The organism is Pseudomonas antarctica, assembly GCF_900624995.1.
Taxonomy (GTDB): Bacteria; Pseudomonadota; Gammaproteobacteria; order Pseudomonadales; family Pseudomonadaceae; genus Aquipseudomonas; species Aquipseudomonas antarctica.
The window spans coordinates 1-22,291 of sequence record NZ_UYXQ01000065.1 but is presented as its reverse complement, the minus strand read 5'-3'; the positions used below and the strand labels follow the sequence as shown (position 1 = coordinate 22,291).

The window sequence follows — 22,291 nt, the reverse complement described above, 5'->3', positions numbered from 1 at the left end:
TGAGAGTTTTTTCAACTTCAGCCGCAAAATCTGCCTGTTTATCAGTGATGTTCATGATCACTGCCTGGGTCGGAGCAAGCCACGCAGGGAATGCACCCTCGTAGTGCTCGATCAGGATACCGACAAACCGTTCGAACGAACCGAGGATCGCCCGGTGCAACATAACCGGGTGTTTTCGGCTGTTGTCTTCGGAGACGTATTCGGCTCCCAAACGGATCGGCAGGTTAAAATCGAGCTGCAAAGTACCACATTGCCAGACACGACCAAGACAATCTTTCAGCGAGAACTCGATTTTAGGACCGTAGAAGGCGCCCTCACCCGGCTGCAGATCGTACGCGAGGCCCGCGCTGTCTAGGGCGGCGGCCAGTGCAGCTTCGGCGCGATCCCACAGCTCGTCTGAACCGACACGTTTTTCCGGACGAGTGGACAGCTTCATTTCGACTTCAGTGAAGCCGAAATCGCGATAAACGTCCATGGTCAGCTTGATGAACGCTGCGGACTCAGCCTGCATCTGCTCTTCGGTGCAGAAGATGTGGGCGTCATCCTGAGTGAAGCCACGCACACGCATGATGCCGTGCAGCGCACCCGATGGCTCGTTACGGTGGCACGCACCGAATTCGGCAAGGCGCATCGGCAACTCGCGATAGCTCTTCAGGCCCTGGTTGAACACCTGTACGTGGCACGGGCAGTTCATCGGCTTGATGGCGTAGTCGCGGTTTTCCGACTGGGTGGTGAACATGTTGTCGGCGTAGTTGGCCCAGTGCCCGGATTTCTCCCACAGGCTGCGGTCAACGACTTGCGGAGTCTTGATCTCCAGGTAGCCGTTGTCGCGCTGAACCTTGCGCATGTACTGCTCTAGCACCTGGTACAGAGTCCAGCCGTTCGGATGCCAGAACACCATGCCCGGCGCTTCTTCCTGGAGGTGAAACAGGTTCAGGCGCTTGCCGATCTTGCGGTGGTCGCGTTTTTCGGCTTCTTCGATACGCTGGATATAGGCGGCCAACTGCTTTTTGTCAGCCCACGCAGTGCCGTAGATCCGCTGCAACTGCTCGTTTTTCGCGTCGCCGCGCCAGTAGGCACCCGACAGCTTGGTCAGTTTGAACGACTTGAGGAAGCGCGTGTTCGGCACGTGCGGACCGCGGCACATGTCGACGTATTCTTCGTGGTAATACAGGCCCATGGCCTGTTCGTCCGGCATGTCTTCCACCAGACGCAGCTTGTAGTCTTCACCACGAGCAGTGAACACATCGATCACTTCGGCGCGCGGCGTGACTTTCTTGATGACGTCGTAATCTTTTTCGATCAGCGCGTGCATGCGCTGCTCGATTGCAGCCAGGTCGTCCGGGGTGAAAGGACGCTCGTAGGCGATATCGTAATAAAAGCCTTCGTCGATAACCGGGCCGATGACCATTTTCGCGGTCGGGTACAGCTGCTTAACCGCATGGCCAATCAGGTGAGCACAAGAGTGGCGAATAATCTCGAGCCCCTCTTGATCCTTGGGCGTGATGATTTGCAGGCTGGCGTCTGAGGTGATCAGGTCGCTGGCATCAACCAGCTTGCCGTCGACCTTGCCGGCCACGGTGGCCTTGGCCAGGCCTGCACCAATGGATGCGGCGACCTCGGCGACTGAAACCGAATGATCGAATGAACGTTGACTGCCGTCGGGAAGAGTAATAGTTGGCATGGCGCCTCCTCTCCTAGTGGTGACCCCTACCAAAGGTCACGTGGGTTGGGATGAGCCAGTACAAGATCCAACACCAGGCCGCTCATTGCTGAACGCCTGCCTTACAGCGGCAGGAGCCTTTAGGCCAACCGATAATCGAACCAGAGTGACTGGAGTGAGCTAAAAAGAAACATGGCAAGGCGGCAATTGGCACGCCCGGATTTAGCCAAGCGCAAGATGCTAGCACAGATGAACGGTCATCGCGCCGACGCTATCTTGTGTAAAGACAAATTCCAGGCTTTATAGCTGCAAAAGTGAACTTGAGCTGTACGCCATGCCTCAAACACACCGAGAATCGCCGTTCGTCCTCGACCCAAAGGAGCATCCACATGATGCGTTTCACCTCATCCCTCGCTCTCGCCGCTTCCCTGACCGTTCTTTCCCTCGGCGCGCAAGCTGCAGCCCCGTCGAACTGGCCAGCGGGCGCACGTGACAGCTTCGTCAAAGACTGCAGCGCAGCTGCCAGCCAGAACGTAGACGCCAAAACCGCCAAAGACCATTGCGAATGTGGCGCTGACAAGATCAACGCTGAATTGAGCACTGCCGAAATCAAAGAGCTCATGACCAACCAGAACGCCAGCCCGGAGCTTAAAAACAAAGCGGTCGCGGCCATTTCGTCCTGCAAAGTCGCGAAGAAAAAGTAAGACCGACCACTGATCAGACGGCCGTTTTGCTGGAAAAACAGTCTGAAAACTGCCATTTCTCACAAATTACGCAGCTTTTACGGCTTTTTTTAACAGCTGATATTTCGCGCCAAAGCCCCGTAGATCGGGGCTTTCAGCCGGCCAAAGCACTAAACGCAACGCTATTGATTAGCAAACAATGCCTTGGGGGGGCTCCCAAGCCGAACATTTCGACTATGATAGCCCTGTGTGCCCAGTTGGCCTGAGCAGCACAGCACTACTGAAAATATATGTTTCTTGGAGATACACCATGTCTAATCGCCAAACCGGCACCGTTAAATGGTTCAACGATGAAAAAGGCTTCGGCTTCATCACTCCTCAAGGTGGCGGTGACGACCTGTTCGTACACTTCAAAGCTATCGAAAGCGACGGTTTCAAAAGCCTGAAAGAAGGCCAAACCGTTTCCTTCGTGGCTGAGAAAGGCCAAAAGGGTATGCAAGCTGCACAGGTTCGCGGCGAGTAATTCTCCGCTGAGCTAAAAAAAACCCCGTCCATGTGACGGGGTTTTTTATGCGCACTACAAAAGCCCCGGCGTTATCAGCCGCAGTTGATCCGCGTGATCACCAGGTTGTCGTCGGTGTTCAGGTTCAGGCGGTCGGAGCGGTATTCCAGCGTGATCATGTCGTTGGGTTTGAGGATCCGCGCGTTCTGCGCGCCCGCGCGGGTACGTGCCTGGTCCAGCAATTGGGGCGAGGCCTTCTGACCGATCGCAAACTCGGCGGCCTTCGCCTCACAGCGGCTATGACCGAGATCGGCCACGGCGTCTTTGGCTGGCTCAGAGGTACCCGGGGTGCTGCAACCCGCCAACGCGAGTGCTGCCAACAAAGTACCGAATGATGCTAGCTTCCAAGGCATGAAGCCTCCTATGATAAAAAATGGACAGAGATCGTGCGACAGCGATCCGGCGGATTGGTTTCAAGACGTAAATCGCCCGCAGGCAAGTCTGCCTGACTCAGGACAAGCATTCGCCCAGTCAATCGTCACTAGATATGAATGCAGTCAGTAGATGTCGATGTAGTCGAACGGCGGGGTTGGCCAGTTTTGCTCGAGCGCGTTGAAAATTTGCATGACCCAGACTTCATCGCTGGCTGCAACGTTACCGACGTAGCCCGAACCTTTGGCCCAGGTCTCCAGACGAAACAACAGGCCGTTAATATCGACACCACCTACGGCCTTCCCGGAAGAAATATATGCAATTCCGGCCTTAGTCACCCGCAACTGGGTATGTTCGTCGTCGCTGGCACTGGCGAGCAGCTCACGAACAGCCTCCAGCGTCAGGTTATCGGGGTTGTTCAAATCGATTTGCACCTGGTGTTCCCCGGCAATTGAATAGGAACACAGTGTCGCACAGCGTCCGCCTCATTCCGAAGCACCTCATGCCTAAGTAGCAGTGCCAAACGCGATCCAAAAATGGTTAACTGCCACGGTAAGAACCGCGTTTTAGCGCACTGCCCAGTATTTTCAACCCCGCGAGACACCCATGACCACTGTTACCCTCCAAGCCGACATCAAAGCCAAGTGGCCCCAAGGACAAAGTTCCTACAGCCCCGGTAGCCCGGAGGAGTTGGCAATCATTGGCATAGACCTGTTGGTCAAAGAGCTCGGCACTCAGGCCGCCCAAGCGTTCATCGGCCAGATATTCGAGAAATACCCAGCCGATCACATGGGCGCTCACAACCCCGAGCGCGAATAAGAACCGGCCAGCGAACGCCGACCGGCGAACTCATTACTTCAGACGTGCCAGGCGCTCGGTCAGCAGATCGAAGAAGCCTTGGGCATCGCCGTTCTCAACCCAGAACGCGTTCTTCGGTTGTTTCAAGCCGTCGTACCAATCGACGATGGTCTGGCCGAAGGTCGGACCTTCACGGCTGTCCACCACCACGTTAACTTCACGGCCGCTGAACAGTTCAGGCTTGAGCAGGTAGGCAATAACGGTGGCGTCGTGCACCGGCCCGCCAGGAATGCCGTAGTGCTCCATATCGCCTTTGACGTACTCGTTGAGAATATCGCCGACAACTTTGCTGGCGTTGTTTTTAATGTCGGCGATCTGCTTCAAGCGCGCATCACTGGTCAGCACCTTGTGGGTCACATCCAGTGGCAGGTAGGTCAGCTTGACGCCACTCTTGAGCACGATCTCGGCAGCCATCGGGTCTGCAAACAGATTGAACTCAGCCACCGGCGTGATGTTGCCGCCGTTGAAGTGCGCTCCGCCCATCACCACCACTTCCTTGATGCCCTGGGTGATTTCCGGGGCCTGGGTCAGCGCCAAAGCCAGGTTGGTCTGCGGGCCAAGCATGGCGATAGTGATGCTATGGGGCTTGGCAGTGCTGAGGGTCTTGATCAGGTAGTCAACGGCATTACCTTCGGCCAGGCCTTTTTTCGGCTCGTGCACGGTAACGCCGGAGATACCTTCCTTACCGTGAATATTCTCGGCGTAGATCGGCGTGCGCAGCAGCGGCTTTGGCGAACCGGCATACACCGGAATGTCCTCGCGCCCCGCCCACTCGCGAGCCAGGCGCGCGTTGCGAGAGGTTTTGTCGAGGCGCACGTTACCGGCGACGGTGGTCAGTGCACGAATATTCAGTTCTTGAGGGGAGGCCATTGCAAACAGCAAGGCCACCACATCATCGGCACCCGGGTCGGTGTCGATGATCAGGTCGATTTTTTCCGCCGCGTGGGCGCTGGCTGCTGTGAGCGCGGACAAAAGCAGGACACTCCGAAACAGGTTTTTCAGGGTTGGAAGACCACGTTGCATGAAACACTCCTTGTCGTAGGGAAACTCTAGAAGGTTACGCCGGAAACCAGCGCGATATTGCAATAAGGCTGGCACTCGCCCGTACGCACCACGGCGCGGGCCTTGCGGCTCAATTGCTTGAATTCTTCATGACTAACCAGGCGGCGCTCGCCGAGGGCGGCCTGTTCGGTCAGGCCGTTAAGCTCAGTGAGCGCAGGCGGTTGCTTGAGTAGGATTTCTTCGGCCAACACGTGGCTTTCGACCTGCATTTCGCTCAGCACGATGCGCAGGGTGCTGATGAAATCAGGAATGCCCTGGGTCAGCGCCAGGTCAATCAACTCGACACCCGGCGGCACCGGCAGGCCAGCGTCGCCAATCACCAAAATGTCGCCATGCCCCAGAGATGCGATCACGCGTGACAGAGCAATATTGAGCAGAGGTGTCTTTTTCATGAGGGCACAAAACCTTGAACGTCGTGCAGCGTAGGAATAGAGGGTTGCGCACCGGCGCGAGTCACGGACAACGCAGCGGCGAGCTGTCCAAAGCGGATGGCCTCGGCTTCGCTTTTGCCATTGGCGAGCGCTGCGGCAAAGCCACCGACAAAGGTGTCGCCGGCAGCCGTGGTATCCACTGCCTTGACCTTGGGCGCCACCAAGTGCTCAAAGCCTTGGCCATCAGCAAACAACGCACCCTGGGCACCGAGGGTGATAATGACTTTGCCTGCGCCCGCCTTGATCAACTGCGTCGCCGCAACCTTGGCACTGTCCAGGGAGTCGACCGTCACGCCACTCAATGCGGTGGCTTCGCTTTCGTTGGGAATCAGATAGTCGATCGAGGCGTACCACTCAGCTGGCAAGGGGCCACTGGCTGGCGCGGGGTTCAGGATCACTGTTTTGCCCAGCTCACGACCGCGCTTGAGACCATGGCCTACGGTACCCATCGGTGTTTCAAGCTGACAGACGATGACATCGGCGGCCTGTAGCACCGCGTCAGCTGCCTGCAACGAGGCAGGCGTCAACTCACCGTTGCTGCCAGCCACGATCACAATCGCGTTCTGGCTACTGTCATCCACCACAATCAATGCCACGCCGCTGGAACCTTCCACCGTGCTCACCGCCTGGCAATCGACGCCTTCCACCAGCAGCGCATCGCGCAACTGAGTACCGTAGGCGTCAGTGCCGACGCAACCGATCATCGCCACATCAGCCCCAAGACGCGCCGAAGCCACGGCCTGGTTGGCGCCTTTACCGCCAGGGACGGTGGAAAACGTCTGGCCGATCAGGGTTTCACCTGCGCGCGGCAAGCGACTGGCACGGGTGACCAGGTCCATGTTCAAGCTGCCTATTACCACTACTTTTGCGGGCATACATCAATACTCATCAATTCGGTTCAGCGGTATTGGGCGAACACACCGGCAAACGGCGCCGTCGACTCACGCAAAACAATACTCGGCGTCACGATGCGTTGATCGATCGGCAGTTGGGGGGTTGCGATTCGTCGCAGTAAAAGCTCGGCGGCCGTCTCGCCCAATTGCACAATCGACTGCCCGACCGTGGTCAACGCCGGGTACACGTAACGGCCCATTTGAATATCATCAAAACCAATCACCGACAGCTCGCCAGGCACGCGAATATTGCGCTCTGCTGCAGCACGCAACACACCGAAACCAATCATGTCGTTGCTGGCGAAAATAGCGCTGGGCGGGTTTTCCGACAACAATTGTACCGCTGCGGCGTAACCGCCGATGCTGGTGAAGTCACTTTCCTGGGTGCGATTGGCCACCACTTCCACACCTGCCTCACGCAGCGCGCGGTGGTACCCCGCCAGACGCATTTGCGCCACGCGGGTATGGCCCGGGCCACCAATGCAGGCGATATCTCGATGACCGAGCTCAAGCAAGTGCCGGGTCGCCAGGTAGGCGCCCTCCTCGTGGTCGATGCGCACCAAGTCGACATCAATGCCGTCCAGCGCACGGTCGACAATCACCATCGGCGTGCGTACCGCGCTCAAGCCAGCAGCAAGGCCGCTGTCGTCGCCGCCCACTGAGGTCACGATCAAGCCGTCGATGCGCTTCTCCAGCAATACGCGCAAGTAGCTGCGCTGCTTTTCAGCGTTGTCGTCGGAGTTGCAGAGGATCACGCAATAGCCATTTCGCTCGCAGTAATCCTCGATCCCCCGGGCCAATTCCGCAAAATACGGATTGAGGCTGTTGGGCACCAGCAGGCCGATGGTGGCAGTGGTCTTGGCCTTGAGCGAACGCGCGACCGCACTTGGCACGTAGTCGAGCTGCTTGATTGCCGCTTCGACCTTGATCCGCACGGGCTCGCTGACGGGCCGCGTCTTGTTCACCACATGTGACACCGTGGTGTAGGAAATACCTGCAAGCGCTGCCACATCCTTGATCGTTGCCATGATTTAGCCCCGCCGACTGGCGCGCTGGCTGCGGTAGGTGTCGAGAACCACGGCAATCACGATCACAGCACCGGTGATGATGCGTTTGGTGGGCTCCGTAGCACCGATCTGCGCTAGACCTGCGGCCAATACCGAAATAATCAACACACCGAAGAAGGTACTGATGACGGAGCCGCGCCCGCCCATCAGGCTGGTGCCGCCGATCACCACGGCCGCGATCACCTGAAGTTCCAGGCCAGAGCCGGCATTCGGGTCCGCCGCTTCCAGGCGCGAGATCTGGAACAGCGCCGCCACACCGGCCAACAGGCCCATCAGGCTGAACACCAAAATTTTGTAGGGCTTTGGATTGATCCCGGCCAGGCGCACGGCTTCTTCGTTGGTGCCGATACCGATCAGGTAGCGACCAAACACCGTGCGCGTCAACACCAACTGAGCGACGATGATCACCACCAGGGCGATGATAAACGACGGTGAAATGCCGAAAGCAACCGGGTTCGACAGCCAGGCATACGAGTCACCGATATAGGCGGTGCGCGAGCCGGTCATCTGGTAGGCCACACCACGCGCCATTTCCAGCACACCAAGGGACACGATAAACGACGGAATGCGCCAGGCCACGGTGATCGAACCGGTGATGGTGCCAGCCAATGCGGCGCAGCCCATGCCGAGCAGCGCTGCCGGCAGAACGCTCCAGCCCCAGCCGAGAATCGCCACGCTGACCGCCGACGCGGCCAATGCCAGCACCGAGCCTACCGACAGGTCGATGCCACCGATGATCAGGATAAAGGTCATGCCCACCGCCAGCACCATCAGGTCCGGGATCTGGTTGGCCAGGGTGCTGAAGGTGTCATAGGACAGGAAGTGATCGCTCAACACCGAGAACAGCGCAATCATCGCCAGCAAGGCACCCGCCAGCCCGAGATAAGTGCCCAGGCCGTAGAAGTTACCGCCGGTTTTACCGGGGGATTTTGTGGTTTTCATGGGGTATCCCTAAGCACTGCGTCGTTCAGCAGCGCGTCACGTTTTTGGTAGCCGGCAAAGGCGGCGGCGAGCAATTCGTCTTGGGTCCAGCTGTCGCGCTCGAAGGTCTCGATCAGGCGCCCGGCGGACAGCACGCCGATGCGGTCGCAGATCAGCATCAGCTCCCGCAGATCGCTGGACACCACCACCAGCGCTTTGCCCTGGCGCGTCAATTCGCCGAGCAACGCATAAATGTCGAACTTGGCGCCGACGTCGATGCCGCGGGTCGGCTCATCAAAGAGCATCACTGCACAGTCGCGCTCCAGCCAACGGCCAATCACGACTTTCTGTTGGTTGCCGCCCGACAGTTCGGACACCAACTGCGCCGGGCTCGAACTGCGGATGCGCATGGCATCGATCTGGCGCTTGGCCAAGGCGGTTTCGTCGCGGCTATTTAACACACCACCACCGGAGATTTCCGGCATGTTGCCCAAGGCAATATTGGCGCTGATCGACTGAGTCAGCAGCAGGCCTTCGCCCTTGCGATCTTCGGTAATCAGGGCGATGCCATGACCGACTGCATCGACCGGGGAACGTATGCTGACCAACTTGGCCGGCGAGCCCAAGGCGACGGTGCCGCTGTCCGCCAGGTCTGCGCCGAAGATCAGGCGCAACAGTTCGGTACGGCCAGCGCCGATCAGGCCCGAGATACCGTAGATCTCACCGGCGCGCACTTCAAAGGACACGTCGCGGACTTTGTCCGAGCGGGTCAACCCTTTTACGGTCAAGGCGGGGCCCCCGATGGTACGCGGACCAAGGTCGATTTTTTCACCCAGCTCGCGGCCGACCATCAAGGTGACCAGTTGCTCACTGTTGTAGTTGGCCATCGGCTCGACGCAGACCAGCTTGCCGTCACGCAATACCGCAATGCGCTGGGCGACACGGGCCAGCTCTTCGAGCCGGTGTGAAATATAAATGATCGCCACGCCCCGAGCCTGCAGGCGAGTGATTTGTTCAAACAGCATCTCAACTTCACGGGCGGTGAGCATGGCCGTGGGTTCGTCGAGGATCAGCACATGGCAGTCGCCGATCAGGTTGCGCGCGATTTCGACCATTTGTTGATGGCCAATGCCCAAGGTGCCAACCAGGGTGTCCGGGTCGATCGCATCCAGGCCGACGTGGGCCATGGCTTCGATCGCGGCGTTGCGCAGTTGTTTGCGGCTGATCCAGCCACACGTGCTGGGCAGGTTATCCAGGAACAGGTTTTCAGCCACGGTCCGCGTCGGCAGCAGGTTGAGTTCCTGCATGACCATGCGCACACCCAGCTCTTCAGCCTGGGTACGGCTGCCGGGGCGGTAATCCTGACCGTTGAACTGCATGTGCCCGGTGGTCGACGTGACCAGCCCGCCGATAATCTTCGACAACGTGCTTTTACCTGCGCCGTTCTCCCCGGTCAGCGCCAACACTTCCCCACGGTTGAGCGTCAGGGTGATGTCGGATAGAACCGGTTGGGCATAGGTCTTGCCGATACCGCTGACCGAGAGGACAGCGTTCGGGGCGGAAGATGACATAGGAAAATCTCCAGGCGCCCGCTCAGAACGAGCGGACGCTGTTGGGTACTGCCAGAATTACTTCTTGAGGACGAGTTCGACGGGGGTTTCGATCACGCCGTCTTTGGCATCGACTTTTTCACCTTTGACCAACTTGAGCGCATTCTGGATACCGAACACAGCTTGCTGGGCAGCAGCCTGGTCGGCGGTCGCCAAGACGCGGCCGTCCTGCAGCATCGGCCTGATGGCTTCGATGTTGTCGTAGCCCACAACCAGTACTTTGCCAGCCTTGCCTGCCGCACGTACGGCAGAGACAGCGCCCAGCGCCATGTTGTCGTTACCGGCCAACAGCGCCTTAAGGTCCGGGTATTCGCTCAACATGGCGGAGGCGACTTTCTGGCCCTGGTCAATTTCCCAGTTACCCGATTGGGTGGAGACGATTTTCATGCCGGCCGCATCCATCGCATCTTTGTAGCCTGCGGTGCGCTGCTGGGCGTTGGTGGTGGTCGGTACACCTTCGATGATGCCGACTTTGTCGCCCGCAGCCAGTTGCTTGGCCAGGTAGTCACCCACCAGCTTGGAGCCTTTGCGGTTGTCCGGGCCTACGAACGGGATGTCGAGGTGTTTGCTTTTCAGTACGTCCGGATCCAGACGATTGTCGATGTTGACGACCTTGATGCCGGCATCGGAGGCTTTCTTCAGCACAGTAACCAGTGCCTTGGAATCGGCAGGGGCAATGACGATGGCGTTGACTTTGGCAAGGATCATCTGGTTGACGATATCGATCTGCGCACTGGTATCGGTTTCGTTCTTGATACCGTTGGTGATCATGTCAAAGTCGGCGGCGTGTTCTTTCTGATAAGACTTTGCGCCCTCTTGCATGGTGACAAAGAATTCATTGGCGAGGGATTTCATCACCAGGCCGACCTTGGGTTTGGCGGCGGCGTCATCAGCAAAGGCAGAGGAAAGAGGTAGCGCAGCGGATGCGGCAGCAAGCACAGCGACAGCAAGAAGACGTCCAGCAAATGGCAGCTTCATGGGTTCACTCCGATCTTATGATTATTGTGAGCAACGCTTGCACCGTGATACATCTCGCAAACGTTTGCGTTATCCAAACTATGAGAACCTTGTCGAGATTTGTCAACGGGGGAAATACGTCTTTCATCCGGGCCCTATGACCCCTGCCTTTACGGCATACCGATAATGCGGTTAAACATCGCCCTCCGCCTGTCGCGCTCTAAAACGACAGGCAGTGACACCTTGTCGTACACATCCCGTCGATAATTCATCAACGTTTTCGGACAACCGAACGCGATACGGCCTCGCCGTTCGGAAAGCCGGACAGCAAGCCTGCCGAGCAATCTTGAAACTCAACATAAGTTGTTATAAATCAACATGTTAATTTATAACCAAAGACACAATCAGCTTGGTACAAATCCTGCTCTTTCTCAGCACCTCGCGGCGTTCAGAACCGCCCGGGTGTTCTAGATGAACCTGCTACCGCACTCATCAAAAACCAGAGAGAAAAATAATGAAATCTGCACTGAAGACCTTTGCTCCGGGCGCCCTCGCCCTCCTGCTGCTGTTCCCCGTTGCCGCCCAGGCAAAGGACGTTGAAACCAAGACCAAACTGTCCAACGTGGTGATTCTCGCCACCGGCGGCACCATTGCCGGTGCTGGCGCCAGCGCTGCCAACAGCGCCACCTACCAGGCGGCCAAAGTCGGCATCGAGCAATTGATTGCCGGTGTTCCTGAGCTTAGCCAGATCGCCAATGTGCGCGGCGAGCAAGTGATGCAAATTGCTTCCGAAAGCATCAACAACGAAAACCTGCTGCAACTGGGTCGCCGTGTTGCCGAACTGGCCGACAGCAAGGACGTGGACGGCATCGTGATCACCCACGGCACCGACACCCTGGAAGAAACCGCCTACTTCCTTAACCTGGTGGAAAAAACCGACAAGCCAATCGTGGTGGTCGGCTCTATGCGTCCAGGCACCGCCATGTCAGCGGACGGCATGCTCAACCTGTACAACGCCGTGGCCGTGGCCGGCAGCAAAGATGCACGCGGCAAGGGCGTGCTGGTGACCATGAACGACGAGATCCAATCGGGTCGCGACGTCAGCAAGATGATCAACATCAAGACCGAGGCGTTCAAGAGCCCATGGGGCCCGCTGGGCATGGTGGTTGAAGGTAAATCCTACTGGTTCCGCCTGCCTGCCAAGCGCCACACCATGGATTCGGAATTCGACATCAAGACCATCAAGAGCCTGCCGGACGTGGAAATCGCTTACGGTTACGGCAACGTGAGTGACACCGCCGTTAAGGCCCTGGCCCAAGCCGGCGCCAAAGCCATCATCTATGCCGGTACCGGCAACGGTTCGGTGTCTTCAAAGGTTGTGCCTGCCCTGCAGGAGCTGCGCAAGCAAGGCGTGCAGATCATTCGTTCTTCCCACGTGAATGCTGGCGGTTTCGTGCTGCGTAATGCCGAACAGCCTGATGACAAATACGATTGGGTGGCTGCCCATGACCTGAATCCGCAGAAAGCGCGGATCCTGGCGATGGTTGCTCTGACCAAGACTCAGGACAGCAAAGAGCTGCAACGGATGTTCTGGGAATATTGATTCCTGGCAACACCCTGGTAGAGGCGGGTTAACCCGCCTCTACTTCGTTTCAAGCCCCCTCGCTACAACACCCCGCCAATACCAAGCCCGCGAAATCGCCGTCACATGCCTACCTTTGAGCTTTAAGCAGTTGCGAAATTGTTTACAGTTAAATACTGTATGCGCATACAGCAAACTAAGGAATGCTCCGTGGCAAAGTCTTCTTGCGCAGCGCCAACTCCACCTGATGCCTACCAACGCCTAGCCGTTCGCGTGCAAAAAATCATCAATTCAACTAACGCCCAGAAAACCAAGGCAGCTTTGATCTTCCGCTTGCCGCAAGAGCCGGAGGAAGAATGGGCACGCTTACTGGAAGAAATTGCGGAAAACGATAACGTCACCCTCGCCTATCGGGACGACGGCGGCGTGCAAATTTTCTGGGTTGTACCGAAGGAAGAATGAGTCAATGAGTGCTCGCTTTACTGCTTTTTTTTGTCTGTTTTTTACCATTACCGCTCACGCCCAAGCGCCTCGAACCTTCAGCGAAGCCAAGAAAATCGCCTGGACGCTATACGCCCCACAATCCACGGAATTTTACTGCGGCTGCAAATACACCGGGAACCGGGTGAACTTGAAAGCCTGCGGTTACATCCCACGCAAAAATGCCAATCGTGCCGCACGCATCGAATGGGAACACATTGTTCCTGCCTGGCAGATCGGGCATCAGCGCCAATGCTGGCAGACCGGCGGACGCAAAAACTGTACGCGCCACGATGAGGTGTTCAAGCGCGCCGAAGCGGATTTGCATAACCTGGTACCGAGCATCGGCGAGGTCAATGGCGACCGTAATAACTTCAGCTTTGGGTGGTTGCCGGTTCAACGTGGGCAGTACGGCTCATGCCTGACCCAAGTGGATTTCAAGGCCAAGAAGGTCATGCCACGCCCGTCGATTCGCGGGATGATCGCCCGGACGTATTTCTATATGAGCAAACAGTACGGCCTGCGCCTGTCAAAACAGGACCGCCAACTGTATGAAGCCTGGAACAAGACCTACCCGGTACAAGCCTGGGAGCGCCAGCGCAACCAGACCGTAGCGTGTGTGATGGGGCGTGGTAACGAATTTGTTGGCCCGGTGAATCTGAAGGCCTGCGGCTGAAGGTGGGCGGGACTCCCGCCCAACCTGCCGGTTACTGTGCAGTCTTATGCTCGATGACCTGCGACTCGGTGTCGTTTTTCTTGGCGCGTGCCAGTTTTTCAGTCAATAACGTCTGCTTGGCTTCGGCTTCGGCCTTGCTGGCGAACGGCCCCAGCAATACCTGGTCCTTGCCGTCTTCCTTCACGATGTAGAAATTGAAACCATGCTCCAGCAACCAGGCGGTCAGGTCAGTGATCGCCTGCAGCTTGTGATCCGGCGGCCCGACCCACACGTCCCATTCCTGAGCGGCAATCGCCCCGGTTTGTGCCTGGCTTTCGGCCACGGCAGGCTTGGCCTTGGGCGCTTCGACAGATTTGCCTTCACCGCAACCGGCTAATGCCAACACCGCCATTGCCATCGCTACTTTACGCACTGCCCTGCTCCTTAAAGGATAAAGAGGCAACTTTATCATTCACTGTCTATTCTGGCCGTCATAAACGTTGGCTTAAACAATGCGAATGATGTATCGCAGACCTGTATGATGCCGCCATGGGAATTAATGTCGCCTCTATGCGTCCTAAAAGAGGCAGTCACAGGGAAGCGCTTAGCAGTAAGCTACACACATCCGACACCTGCCCTGTCTGAAACATGTGTCCTTAAAAGTAATCAAGGAGAAGTCCATGCTTATACTCACCCGCAAAGTCGGTGAAAGCATAAACATCGGTGATGACATTACGATCACCATCCTGGGCGTTAGCGGCCAGCAAGTACGAATCGGCATCAACGCACCCAAGGACGTTGCCGTGCATCGCGAGGAGATTTACCAGCGTATCCAGGCCGGCCTGACCGCTCCGGACAAAAACCAGACGCCTTGAACCGCCCTCAGTAGCCAGCCCTTTCGTTCACTGTAACGGCTGGCGAAGACCCTTTCGGCTGTTCGCGTTTTTTGCGTCCATAGCGGCCCTTCCTCATCTTCAGTGCAAGATGAAACTATCTTTACACTTGGAACTTGTCACGTGCGGCGCAGCCAAATCCCCTGACCCATTCTGCTGACATCTGAGCGCACTCAGGAGTACGTCGATGAGGCGCACCTCGATGCAACACTTTGTCACCCATTCCTGGATGATCGCCCTGCTGGTCGGGCTAGCCTTTGCAGGCGTGGAATATGGCTTGAGGTATAAAGTTGAAGGCGCAGATGCCATCGATGCCCCTTCTTGGCTGGACTTGGTGTTACTCCTGTGCGGTTACCTGTTTATGTTCTGCCTGAAGCCGATACAGGTGACTATTCAACGCAAAATGAGCCAACGAGCCCATCACCGGCCCCGCCAAAAAACGCAGGTTAATGGCCGGTAACAAGCTATCAGATCGCTGGTACTTACAGCCTCGCAGTAAGATCTAAGCTTGGGCTTGCACGATCAGTGAAAGGCCTTAAAGCAGATGGATAGCCTCTGCCACTTGCAAATTAAATCCGCACTGTCAGCACGCCTGCCCAGCGACAAGATCGCGTGTACTTAGCACGCTGACGACACCCTTTTTAGCCATTCTGAGTGGTCCGGAAACCGACCATTTCGCGATTACCGGAATCGTACGCGCCCACCATCGCGACGCCGAAGCGATTGCCCGGCTGCCAATGAGATCCTCCAGAAAATGGCGATGTCACGCCAGGCTCTGCAAGCGCAGCAGGCCGTCACCACCCTGCTGGACGCTCAACTGCTCATACCCATCGATACAAGCATGTGCCGTGACCATCGGCGTCAAGTGCGTCGAGGTCACCACCACCACAGCGGCGCCCGCCGCCTCCCCCGCTCGAATCCCTACCGTCGCATCCTCGAACACCAGGCAGTCTTGCACGCAAACACCTAGACGCTGCGCGCCAAGTACATAACAGGCAGGGTCCGGCTTGCCATTGGCGACATCCTCGGCGGTGACCAGCACCGCCGGCGGCGAAATACCTGCTGCTTGCAACCGACGCAGCGCCAGCTCCTTGGGTGCAGAGGTCACTAACGCCCACTGATCGCCGGGCAACCGGTTTAAGAACTCAATGGCACCGGGAATCGCAACAACACCCTCGACATCATTCAACTCAGCGTCGGTAATCCACTGCGCTTCAACCTGCGGGTCAACGTCGGGGAGCGCTTGGCGGGTGATGGTGTCGATGGCGCGGGCGCCATGGATGGTGCTCAGCAAGACCGCCACATCCAAGCCGTGGCGTTCAGCCCAGAGACTCCACACCCGCTCGGCGGCGGCGATGGAGTTGAGCAAAGTCCCATCCATATCGAATAGAAAGGCGCGGTAGCGTTGAGTAAATACGGCTGGACCTGGGATGGACACTGCTTGGCTTTCCTTTTAATCGGTAACTAATGCTGACCTCCGATGCAATCTACGGGTCGCCCTCACACTTGTAAACGCTGCGCACGGACACCCACGCCTCTGCATTACAACCTTGTAATCAAGCTGTAAGTCTTGTCAGCACCCTCACTTCATACAGTGGAGTCGCCAGTCACCCACACCGGTTGACGCCACTTCCCACCGATGAAAAGGGTCCACCCAATGAAGCCTGCTAGCAAACTCTGCCTGATCGCCGCCAGCCTGTTGGTGCTGGGTACCGGCACCGCGATGGCTGGCACCGTCGCGCCGGTCAAAGCCAACAACGGAGTGCTGGTAGACGGCGCTTGGGCTGACGATTCGAGCGGGTCGGAAGTGATCACCCGGCTCCAGGCCGCCGGCCTGCACGTCACCTCCGTACAGAACCCGCTGATCTCGGTCACTGGTGTCCCACGCCAAGGAAACCACTGACCTGATCCTCGAAGCGTCCGGTCGCCAGCCTTAAGTCCTTCATTAAGAACTTGTCATGATCCTGTTGGCTGGCTGTTGGGGGCGCCTGATTACTGTGAACTCGCTGCCAAGACTCGGCAGCCAACCTTTAAAGAGAGCTACTGCCATGAAACTGTTTATCTTGGGTTTTTCCGCTTTACTTGCCACCGGTTCCGCGTTTGCCGCCGACACCACGCCTGCCAAAAACGTGATACACGACAAGACCGGTTTCTTCGTGCACCTGGATGTCGACAAAGTCCTGTCGACCACCGACACCTACGGCCAGTGCGGCATCGTTCCCGCCCGCCTTGACTACCTCGACCATCAGGGCCGCGAACATGTGCTGGACTACCAGGTGCAGGGCACCGGTTGCGCCAGTGACAATTGATCGGGCTACACTTGCGCCACGCACAGAGCCAGAGCACTTCCCATGAATATCCTCGTAGTCGAAGACGAACCCAAGGCCGGCAATTATCTGCTCAACGGCCTGCAGGAACTGGGTTACTCCGTGAGCCTCGCCCGAGATGGCGTGGACGGCTTGCACCAGGCGCTGGAAACGCCCTTCGACGTCATTGTGCTGGATGTGATGATGCCGAAAATGGACGGTTGGGAAGTGCTGCGCCGCCTGCGCAAAGAAGCCGACACGCCGGTGTTGTTCCTCACTGCCCGCGACGACATCGCCGACCGCATCAAGGGCCTGGAATTGGGCGCCGATGATTACCTGATCAAACCGTTCTCCTTCGCCGAACTGGTCGCGCGCTTGCGCACCCTGACCCGCCGCGGCTCGAGCCGCGAAGAAGAACAGCTGCACATCGCCGACCTGCAAATCGACGTGCTCAAACGCCGCGTCACGCGCGCCGGTACGCGCATCACCCTGACCAATAAAGAATTCGCCCTGCTGCACCTGTTCGCTACCCATCAGGATCAAGTGTTGTCACGCTCGATGATCGCCTCACGGGTATGGGACATGAACTTCGACAGCGACACCAATGTAGTCGACGTCGCCGTACGGCGCCTGCGCCTGAAGATCGACGACCCGTTCCAGCTCAAGCTGATCCATAGCGTGCGCGGCATTGGCTACCGCTTCGATACCCTGCCATGAACAATCGCCGGCACTACTCACTGACCCTGCGCCTGGCGCTGATCTTCGCCTTGCTCGCCTTCGCCCTACTGGCCACGTTGGGTGTAGCGCTGTACCGCGAACTTGAGCGCGAACTGATCAAGCGTGACGATGGCGCACTGATCTATCGCGCCGATCAATTGCGCAACTTGCTCAACGACAGCAACACTCTCGAGCTGATCAAGACCAAGCCGGAGCTGTTCCAGAACATGCTGGGCAACAGCGAGTCGGTGCTGAGCATCGCCGCGCCAGGGCAGAAGCCATTGCTGCTGGTCAACCCAGGCAACATTGAAATACCGAACGTCACGCCCGTGCCAAAAGACCACGCGCTGGGCTTCTCTGATGTGCACCATTTACCTGGCGTGAACGGCGTGCCCTTCGCCACCGTGGCCGCGTCCATCGACTCCGGCGACCTGGGCAGCCTGCAAGTCACCACCGGGCGTTTGATGACCGAGCGCACAGCCATGCTCGCCAGCTATCGTCTGAGTGTGTTTGTGCTGGCCTGCATCGCGTCGATCATTCTCGCCTTGGTCGGCTACCTGCTGGTGCACCGTGGCCTGCTGCCGTTGCGGCGCCTGGCCAAGCACGCCCAAGGCATCGGCATCGCCAACCTGGCTGAACGCCTCGGCAGCCACGGTACGCCGAAAGAGCTGTTACCGATGATCGACTCGTTCAACACCATGCTAGAGCGGCTGGCCAAGGGCTTTGTGCAACTGGGCCAGGTGTCCACCGACATGGCTCACGAACTGCGCACGCCGATCAACAACCTGCTGGGCGAAACCCAGGTGGCCTTGCAACAAAACCGCAGCATCGAAAACTACCAGCAGTTGCTCGCCTCCAATGTTGAAGAGCTCGAACGCCTGGCGAGAATGCTCGACAACATGTTGTTCCTCGCCCGCACCGACCCGGCCAGCGCCCTGCGCCAGCGCCAGGAGCTGAGTGCGGCGGATGAAGTGGAGCGCATGGCTGACTACTTCGAAGGGTTGGCGAACGATGTGGATATCAGCATTCTCGCGCAGGGCGAAGGCGTGATCTGGGCCGAGCCGATGCTGCTGCGCCGGGCGCTGGCAAATCTGTGTGCCAACGCCATCAAGTACGGCGCGCCGAGTTCGGAGCTGCTGATTAAAGCGACGCCCGATGCAGAAGGCATCAGCCTGAGCGTTAGCAACCGCGGTGAAACCATTCCCGCCGAACACCTGCCCAGGCTGTTTGAGCGGTTCTATCGGGTAGACGAGTCACGGGAACGTTCGAGCCAGTCAAACGGGCTAGGGCTATCGATTGTTGCGACCATCATGCAGTTGCATGGCGGTCGCTACAGCGTTACCAGTGAGGCGGGGGTGACGTGTTTTGAGTTGTTTTTCCCGAGGCGGGAAGCCTGAAAGGCTCGACCGGAATTCGGCAGGTCAGCTGACCTGCCCACCGGTTTGCGCGATATCCACCTGCGTCTCCCAGGCCGCTTGTACCGCAACCCGTAACCCTTCAACCAACGTCTGCGCCGCCATCCACGACTGCACCGAAGTAGCCACGTGTTCCGGCTTGCTGAGCGGCACGTGGATAAAACCACTGCGTATAGCCGTACCGGCGAGCGCATGCTGCAGCAGGTAAAACACCTGATTACACACGAACGTGCCCGCCGTCTGCGAGACCGACGCCGCAATCCCGGCCTCGCGCACTGCCTTGACCATGGCCTTAATGGGTAACGTGCTGAAGTACGCGGCCGGCCCACCGTCCACCACCGCCGTGTCGATAGGTTGCTCACCCAGGTTGTCGGGGATGCGTGCATCGTTCACGTTGATCGCCACCCGCTCAATCGAGATATCACTACGCCCAGGCCCGAGCCCCGTGGCGATCACCATCACCGGGCGCAGTTCGGCGATCAACTGGGCCAGGCACTCCCCTGCCGTGGCAAACGCACAGGGCAGTCGACGCGCAACAATGTGTACTTCGCCACCCAGTTGCACGCCATCCAACTGGCGTGCAGCCTCCCAGGACGGGTTGATCAGGTCGTGGTCAAAGGGCTCGAAGCCCGTCAGCAACACCGTTTGCATTTTGGCCTCACATCAACAGATAGAGCAGAACAATATTGACCACCAGCATCATCAACGCCGTCGGCAGCTGGGCCTTGATGACCGCGTTCTTGTCCGGCAACTCCAGCAGTGCCGCAGGGACGATATTGAAGTTGGCAGCCATCGGCGTCATCAACGTACCGCAATAGCCGGAGAACATGCCGATCGCCGCCATCACCGCCGGGTTACCGCCGTAAATGCCCACCAGCACCGGTACACCGACACCGCCGGTCATCACCGGGAAAGCCGCAAAACCGTTACCCATGATCACGGTGAACAGGGCCATGCCCAGCACATAGACCATCACCGCCACCAACTTGAAATCCAGGTTGATGTAGGTGGTTGTGACATGAGCGACGGCCGTACCGACACCCGCCTCATTGAACAACAGCCCGAGCATTGCCAGCATCTGCGGCAGCACCATGGCCCAGCCCAGGGCCTCAGTCAGGCGCCGGGATTCGCGCAAGGCTTGCACCGGCGTATCACGGGTCAGCCAACATGCCAGGCCGAGAGCGATCAAGCAGCCGATACCCAATGATACAAAGGTGGTGTTTTTCGGGTCCAGCAGCGGCACGCCACCGATTTCGGTGTGTTTTAGCAGGACTGAACCAATCACAGTCGTCAGGGGAATGGCCAACGCCGGGATAAACAGCTTATGGCCCAGACGACCGGCACTCGCGCGGGACGCCTTTTCATGCAGTTCGGCATGCTTGCCACGGCCGACGCCTCCGAGGCCCGCAATCAGTGCCATCATCACCACACCGGCGCCGATGACCACCGACGGCAGGCGTTCGCCTATCAGGAACGGAATAGCAAACAGCAGCCAAAAAAGTGCGGTGGACCAACGCTTGGGGTGGGTTCGGTCAAAAAGGATCATGCCTGCGGTGATCAGCAACAGAATGCCGGCTAGCCAGTACAGGTATTGGATAGAGATGATCATCGCGCGACCTCCACGGGCGCGGCGACGGGTGTCATCTCGCGGGTAAGTCTTCGATCAAAGCGATGCAGGCGAATCGCATGGATGATAAACGCACAGATCGCTGTCGGGATGCCCCACACCGCGATGTGCAATGGCTCCACATCGATGCCCGAGCCCAATAGGAAGGTGTGCATCAAGGCAATCGCACCAAAGGCGACAAAGATGTCCTCACCGAAAAACAGCCCGACGTTATCGGTCGCCGCACACATAGCCAACACTTTATGACGTAGCTTGTCCGGCAGCTTGCCGTAGCGTTTTTCCGCCGCCCCTTCGGCCATCGGCGCCAGCAGCGGCCGTACCATTTGCGGGTGGCCGCCTAGGCTGGTCAGCCCCATGGCTGCCGTGGACTCGCGCACAAACAGGTAGATGATCAACAAACGCCCGACCGTGGCGCGCTCAAAGCGCGCAATCCAGTTCTGTGCATGCAAGCGCAGGCCATGGCGCTCCAGCAGGCCAATGACCGCCAGGGGCAATAACAGGATCAGTTGCAGGGCACGGGTCTGAAGGAAACCTTCACCCATGCTGGCGAGGATTTTTTCCAACGGAAAGTTCGCAGCAAGCCCGGTGGCGATGGCGGCGGCGGTGACCACCAACAGAGGATTGAAGCGCAAGACGAAGCCAACCACGATGACAAGTACGCCGATCAACGGCCATAGGTTCACAACAGTTTGCATGACGGTGGGGTCCTTGAATGCGCGCTGCGGCGCCATTACAGCAGGATGTGAACAAAGGGTTCACAGCATGAAAGTAGCGTGCAGCCCGGCGCGGTTTTTTATTGTTGACCTGGAAGGTCGAGCGTCAGTGGCGGCAACTTTGCTGCTTGGGGGCGGGAGGTGTCCAACAAGAAAAATTGTAGCTGCAAACCAATAAATTTTGTGGGTGATTGGCGCCAGTTAATCTGGCGCCGTGCGGGGATTCAAGCCAGGCGTTTTTGGAAAAAGTACCGCTGATGCCCCCTCGGGTAATCGGCAATATGACCAAACTCACTAAAGCCCAGTTTTTGATAAAAACCCGGCGCCTGGAAGCTGAACGTATCCAGCCAAATACCAACACATCCCCGCTCACGGGCCAGGTCTTCAGCGGCGCACATCAAACGCGTACCGGTGCCTTGGGTACGCATCTGATCGGGGATGCTCAGAAGCTCTACAAACAGCCAGCCATAGGAAATCTTCCCGTAAAGGCCACCCACCACCTCTTGCGAAGCAGGGTCGCGCAGTAAAATTCCTACGGTTTCGAACGGCATTTCGCCGGTATGGCTGAGGTTATACGCCCTCAGCGGTTTGAGGATGGCCTCACGCTCCTGCGCCGTTACGTCGAACGACACTTCCATCACCAATTCCATCGTACCCCCCTGGTTTGAATTCAATCGCTCGCCAGTATGACCAAGTCACTGCGACTTGAGCAGCGCTTCATAATCGGCGCAGATCTGCGCGCGAATCATCAACGCCGCAGCGCCCAAAGCCACAGCATCCTGCCCAGCAGTCCCGATTTGAATGCTTGGGCGTGGGCGTTCGGG

Annotated in this window: 28 protein-coding genes and 1 pseudogene; 13 read left to right on the top strand and 16 right to left on the bottom strand. The window is 58.0% G+C overall.

What is annotated here, in order from left to right:
• A partial coding sequence (gene thrS / locus E0F99_RS21455; RefSeq protein WP_130908910.1) for a threonine--tRNA ligase occupies window positions 1–1,684 on the bottom strand: 1,684 nt, incomplete at its 3' end.
• A gap of 368 nt (window positions 1,685–2,052) precedes the next feature.
• On the opposite strand from thrS, the gene E0F99_RS21450 reads away from it, so the two are divergent.
• Together E0F99_RS21450 and E0F99_RS21445 are read left to right on the top strand one after the other, a co-directional pair.
• Entirely contained in the window at window positions 2,053–2,367 is a 315-nt protein-coding gene (locus E0F99_RS21450) for a hypothetical protein (protein WP_083357763.1), read from the top strand.
• Between the two features lie 289 nt (window positions 2,368–2,656).
• On the top strand, window positions 2,657–2,869 hold the full coding sequence (locus tag E0F99_RS21445) for a cold-shock protein (RefSeq protein WP_003234260.1): 213 nt from the start codon (window positions 2,657–2,659) through the stop codon (window positions 2,867–2,869).
• A gap of 74 nt (window positions 2,870–2,943) precedes the next feature.
• On the opposite strand, the gene E0F99_RS21440 is transcribed toward E0F99_RS21445, so the two are convergent.
• Both E0F99_RS21440 and E0F99_RS21435 read right to left on the bottom strand, forming a co-directional pair.
• Window positions 2,944–3,261 carry an I78 family peptidase inhibitor gene (locus E0F99_RS21440; protein ID WP_083357762.1) on the bottom strand — a complete coding sequence of 106 codons (318 nt, stop codon included), beginning with the start codon at window positions 3,259–3,261 and terminating at the stop codon, window positions 2,944–2,946.
• A 144-nt stretch (window positions 3,262–3,405) separates the two neighbouring features.
• Complete coding sequence (locus tag E0F99_RS21435) at window positions 3,406–3,714, bottom strand: hypothetical protein (RefSeq protein ID WP_083357761.1); 309 nt, start codon at window positions 3,712–3,714, stop codon at window positions 3,406–3,408.
• 172 nt (window positions 3,715–3,886) lie between these two features.
• Here E0F99_RS21435 and E0F99_RS21430 point away from each other — a divergent pair, with 172 nt between their 5' ends.
• Window positions 3,887–4,099, top strand: coding sequence for a hypothetical protein (locus tag E0F99_RS21430; protein WP_015884938.1), 213 nt, complete (start codon window positions 3,887–3,889; stop codon window positions 4,097–4,099).
• A gap of 33 nt (window positions 4,100–4,132) precedes the next feature.
• Here E0F99_RS21430 and E0F99_RS21425 read toward each other — a convergent pair whose 3' ends face one another.
• From E0F99_RS21425 to E0F99_RS21395, 7 genes are read right to left on the bottom strand one after another with little or no spacing between them, the layout of a single operon-like run.
• Window positions 4,133–5,161, bottom strand: a complete 1,029-nt coding sequence (locus tag E0F99_RS21425; protein ID WP_083357760.1) for a nucleoside hydrolase — start codon at window positions 5,159–5,161, stop codon at window positions 4,133–4,135.
• A 26-nt stretch (window positions 5,162–5,187) separates the two neighbouring features.
• Window positions 5,188–5,592, bottom strand: a complete 405-nt coding sequence (gene rbsD, locus E0F99_RS21420) for a D-ribose pyranase (RefSeq protein WP_083357759.1) — start codon at window positions 5,590–5,592, stop codon at window positions 5,188–5,190.
• Window positions 5,589–6,506, bottom strand: a complete 918-nt coding sequence (gene rbsK, locus E0F99_RS21415) for a ribokinase (protein ID WP_083357758.1) — start codon at window positions 6,504–6,506, stop codon at window positions 5,589–5,591. Before rbsK ends, rbsD begins: the two co-directional genes overlap by 4 nt.
• 23 nt (window positions 6,507–6,529) lie before the next feature.
• Window positions 6,530–7,552 carry a LacI family DNA-binding transcriptional regulator gene (locus tag E0F99_RS21410; RefSeq protein WP_083357757.1) on the bottom strand — a complete coding sequence of 341 codons (1,023 nt, stop codon included), beginning with the start codon at window positions 7,550–7,552 and terminating at the stop codon, window positions 6,530–6,532.
• Window positions 7,553–7,555: 3 nt separating this feature from the next.
• Window positions 7,556–8,533 (bottom strand): ABC transporter permease, encoded by a 978-nt coding sequence (locus E0F99_RS21405; protein ID WP_083357756.1) that lies wholly within the window; start codon window positions 8,531–8,533, stop codon window positions 7,556–7,558.
• Window positions 8,530–10,083, bottom strand: a complete 1,554-nt coding sequence (locus tag E0F99_RS21400; RefSeq protein ID WP_130908909.1) for a sugar ABC transporter ATP-binding protein — start codon at window positions 10,081–10,083, stop codon at window positions 8,530–8,532. Before E0F99_RS21400 ends, E0F99_RS21405 begins: the two co-directional genes overlap by 4 nt.
• A 57-nt stretch (window positions 10,084–10,140) precedes the next feature.
• Complete coding sequence (locus E0F99_RS21395; RefSeq protein WP_083357754.1) at window positions 10,141–11,100, bottom strand: sugar ABC transporter substrate-binding protein; 960 nt, start codon at window positions 11,098–11,100, stop codon at window positions 10,141–10,143.
• 493 nt (window positions 11,101–11,593) lie between these two features.
• Between E0F99_RS21395 and E0F99_RS21390 the strand changes: the two genes are divergently transcribed.
• The 3 genes from E0F99_RS21390 to E0F99_RS21380 all read left to right on the top strand — a co-directional run bounded on the left by E0F99_RS21390 (window position 11,594) and on the right by E0F99_RS21380 (window position 13,817).
• Window positions 11,594–12,682: an asparaginase gene (locus E0F99_RS21390; protein ID WP_083357753.1), complete on the top strand. Its 1,089-nt coding sequence runs from the start codon at window positions 11,594–11,596 to the stop codon at window positions 12,680–12,682.
• A gap of 189 nt (window positions 12,683–12,871) precedes the next feature.
• Window positions 12,872–13,123 carry a DUF1654 domain-containing protein gene (locus tag E0F99_RS21385; RefSeq protein ID WP_083357752.1) on the top strand — a complete coding sequence of 84 codons (252 nt, stop codon included), beginning with the start codon at window positions 12,872–12,874 and terminating at the stop codon, window positions 13,121–13,123.
• 4 nt (window positions 13,124–13,127) lie between these two features.
• On the top strand, window positions 13,128–13,817 hold the full coding sequence (locus E0F99_RS21380) for an endonuclease (RefSeq protein WP_083357751.1): 690 nt from the start codon (window positions 13,128–13,130) through the stop codon (window positions 13,815–13,817).
• 31 nt (window positions 13,818–13,848) lie between these two features.
• On the opposite strand, the gene E0F99_RS21375 is transcribed toward E0F99_RS21380, so the two are convergent.
• Complete coding sequence (locus E0F99_RS21375) at window positions 13,849–14,229, bottom strand: penicillin-binding protein activator LpoB (RefSeq protein ID WP_083357750.1); 381 nt, start codon at window positions 14,227–14,229, stop codon at window positions 13,849–13,851.
• Window positions 14,230–14,476: 247 nt separating this feature from the next.
• Here E0F99_RS21375 and csrA point away from each other — a divergent pair, with 247 nt between their 5' ends.
• From csrA to E0F99_RS30525, 3 genes and pseudogenes are all read left to right on the top strand, one after another.
• A complete protein-coding gene (gene csrA, locus E0F99_RS21370) occupies window positions 14,477–14,671 on the top strand; it encodes a carbon storage regulator CsrA (protein WP_003192511.1) in 195 nt (64 codons plus the stop codon).
• Between the two features lie 205 nt (window positions 14,672–14,876).
• Entirely contained in the window at window positions 14,877–15,149 is a 273-nt protein-coding gene (locus E0F99_RS21365) for a hypothetical protein (protein WP_083357749.1), read from the top strand.
• An 84-nt stretch (window positions 15,150–15,233) separates the two neighbouring features.
• A pseudogene (locus E0F99_RS30525) lies at window positions 15,234–15,479 on the top strand (hypothetical protein); the annotation flags it as partial.
• On the opposite strand, the gene E0F99_RS21355 reads toward E0F99_RS30525, so the two are convergent.
• On the bottom strand, window positions 15,453–16,127 hold the full coding sequence (locus E0F99_RS21355) for an HAD-IA family hydrolase (RefSeq protein WP_083357748.1): 675 nt from the start codon (window positions 16,125–16,127) through the stop codon (window positions 15,453–15,455). The pseudogene E0F99_RS30525 and the gene E0F99_RS21355 sit on opposite strands and share 27 nt — an antisense overlap.
• Window positions 16,128–16,346: 219 nt before the next feature.
• Between E0F99_RS21355 and E0F99_RS21350 the strand changes: the two genes are divergently transcribed.
• The 4 genes from E0F99_RS21350 (at window position 16,347) to E0F99_RS21335 (ending at window position 19,109) form a co-directional block, all read left to right on the top strand.
• Complete coding sequence (locus E0F99_RS21350; protein ID WP_232000144.1) at window positions 16,347–16,592, top strand: hypothetical protein; 246 nt, start codon at window positions 16,347–16,349, stop codon at window positions 16,590–16,592.
• A 145-nt stretch (window positions 16,593–16,737) separates the two neighbouring features.
• Complete coding sequence (locus E0F99_RS21345; RefSeq protein WP_083357747.1) at window positions 16,738–16,998, top strand: DUF2790 domain-containing protein; 261 nt, start codon at window positions 16,738–16,740, stop codon at window positions 16,996–16,998.
• A 42-nt stretch (window positions 16,999–17,040) separates the two neighbouring features.
• Entirely contained in the window at window positions 17,041–17,712 is a 672-nt protein-coding gene (locus E0F99_RS21340; RefSeq protein WP_083357746.1) for a heavy metal response regulator transcription factor, read from the top strand.
• Complete coding sequence (locus E0F99_RS21335; protein WP_083357745.1) at window positions 17,709–19,109, top strand: heavy metal sensor histidine kinase; 1,401 nt, start codon at window positions 17,709–17,711, stop codon at window positions 19,107–19,109. The genes E0F99_RS21340 and E0F99_RS21335 overlap by 4 nt, the downstream gene beginning before the upstream one ends.
• Before the next feature lie 24 nt (window positions 19,110–19,133).
• On the opposite strand, the gene pcp is transcribed toward E0F99_RS21335, so the two are convergent.
• From pcp to E0F99_RS21315, 4 genes are all read right to left on the bottom strand, one after another.
• Window positions 19,134–19,778: a pyroglutamyl-peptidase I gene (pcp, locus tag E0F99_RS21330; protein ID WP_130908908.1), complete on the bottom strand. Its 645-nt coding sequence runs from the start codon at window positions 19,776–19,778 to the stop codon at window positions 19,134–19,136.
• A 7-nt stretch (window positions 19,779–19,785) separates the two neighbouring features.
• On the bottom strand, window positions 19,786–20,736 hold the full coding sequence (locus E0F99_RS21325) for a DUF979 domain-containing protein (protein ID WP_083357743.1): 951 nt from the start codon (window positions 20,734–20,736) through the stop codon (window positions 19,786–19,788).
• Entirely contained in the window at window positions 20,733–21,449 is a 717-nt protein-coding gene (locus E0F99_RS21320; RefSeq protein WP_083357742.1) for a DUF969 domain-containing protein, read from the bottom strand. Before E0F99_RS21320 ends, E0F99_RS21325 begins: the two co-directional genes overlap by 4 nt.
• A 242-nt stretch (window positions 21,450–21,691) precedes the next feature.
• Complete coding sequence (locus E0F99_RS21315) at window positions 21,692–22,117, bottom strand: GNAT family N-acetyltransferase (protein ID WP_083357741.1); 426 nt, start codon at window positions 22,115–22,117, stop codon at window positions 21,692–21,694.
• Window positions 22,118–22,291: the final 174 nt, after the last annotated feature.